This is a genomic window from uncultured Agitococcus sp. (assembly GCF_937920075.1).
Taxonomy (GTDB): Bacteria; Pseudomonadota; Gammaproteobacteria; order Pseudomonadales; family Moraxellaceae; genus Agitococcus.
This window is the reverse complement of record NZ_CALETI010000442.1, coordinates 1-1,467: the sequence shown is the minus strand read 5'-3', so window position 1 is coordinate 1,467 and position 1,467 is coordinate 1. Positions and strand designations below refer to the sequence as shown.

The 1,467-nt window shown below is 38.5% G+C and carries 3 protein-coding genes; all 3 read left to right on the top strand.

Annotation, left to right across the window (positions count from 1 at the left end; genetic code table 11):
• Nucleotides 1-230 precede the first annotated feature (230 nt).
• Nucleotides 231-500 carry a hypothetical protein gene (locus Q0212_RS14945; protein WP_297926983.1) on the top strand — a complete coding sequence of 90 codons (270 nt, stop codon included), beginning with the start codon at nucleotides 231-233 and terminating at the stop codon, nucleotides 498-500.
• Nucleotides 488-808, top strand: a complete 321-nt coding sequence (locus tag Q0212_RS14940; RefSeq protein WP_297926980.1) for a type II toxin-antitoxin system PemK/MazF family toxin — start codon at nucleotides 488-490, stop codon at nucleotides 806-808. Before Q0212_RS14945 ends, Q0212_RS14940 begins: the two co-directional genes overlap by 13 nt.
• An 8-nt stretch (nucleotides 809-816) precedes the next feature.
• The coding region (locus Q0212_RS14935; RefSeq protein WP_297926978.1) for a site-specific DNA-methyltransferase at nucleotides 817-1,467 on the top strand (651 nt) is incomplete at its 3' end.

The window sequence follows — 1,467 nt, the reverse complement described above, 5'->3', positions numbered from 1 at the left end:
AGGTCTCACATTCTTTCCACAGGCTTTACGTTTGGCCGAACTAGCCATAGGCATTGATGCTATAAATAGCATCAATACGCTATTAAAGTAGGCTATTTTTAGGAGATAATCAATATCTTTTGGCTAAAAAATATACCAAATGAGTAGGTTTGAATAGTTTTTTAAGCTGCTGTTAGTTACCCTTATTTATGATATTATAGATATTGATATTAAATATCTAAGGTATCATCATGCAATTACTCATACATCTTCCCGATGAACTCGTGGCTCGTTTTCGCAGTGCTATTCCTGCACGTCAGCGCAGTGATTTTATCCGTGAATTGTTAGAGCGTTCATTGCCTAATCATAATGACGAGCTTTATCGTCTTGCCTTACAGGCGCAAACTTATGATGATTCGCATCCTAATGAATTTGCAGATTTTAACAACACGATGACTGATGGACTTGACCCCAACGAAACCTTTGACCTCGCTAAATTGGATGCCTTATGTCAGAAATAAAACGAGGTGAGGTTTATTGGGCGCAACTTGACCCAACGATTGGCGCAGAAATACAAAAAACGCGACCTGTTGTGGTGATGTCTAATTCGTCTATAAATAAAGCCAGAAAAACGGTTGTTGTTGTTCCTTTGTCAACGTCTGCACCTGTGATTCAATATCTTAATGTGGGGTTAACAGGGGGGAGTGTGGCGCGTTGTGACCATATTCGTGCGATTGATAAATCGCGATTAAGCAATAAAATTGGTATGGTAACCACAAAAGATATGGACGCGATTTTGGATGCGTTAAAAAAGATTTTAGATAAATAGGATTAATTATGCCAACCTTAACATGGGTCGGAAAAGACAAAGTGGTGAATCATCATCACGATGTACCGTTTAGAGTATTAAATAAACAATATAGTTTTGTGGCAGATAACAGTTTGCCGTCTAATTCTACTCAAAATCGTATTATTCATGGGGATAATTTAGAGGCTCTTAAAAGTTTGTTGCCTGAGTTTGAAGGTAAGGTGAAGTGTATTTATATTGACCCGCCGTACAATACAGGTAATGAAGGTTGGGTGTATAACGATAATGTCAATGACCCTAAAATTAAAAAGTGGTTGGGGCAGGTGGTGGGTAAAGAGGGGGAAGATTTAAGCCGCCATGATAAGTGGTTGTGTATGATGTATCCGCGTTTGAAGTTGCTGCATAAGCTGTTGGCAGATGATGGCGTGATATTTGTGAGTATTGATGATAACGAACAAGCGAATTTAAAGTTGTTGATGGATGAAATTTGGGGGGCTGAAAACTTCATTAGTAATGTGATTTGGCAAAAGAAATATAGCCCACAAAATGACGCTAAACACTTGTCACCAATGCATGACTTTGTGGTGGTTTATGCAAGGAATAAGAGTGTTTGGCGACCAAATTTATTGTCACGCTCTAATGAGTCTTTGGCACGTTATAAAAATCCTGATAATGACCCT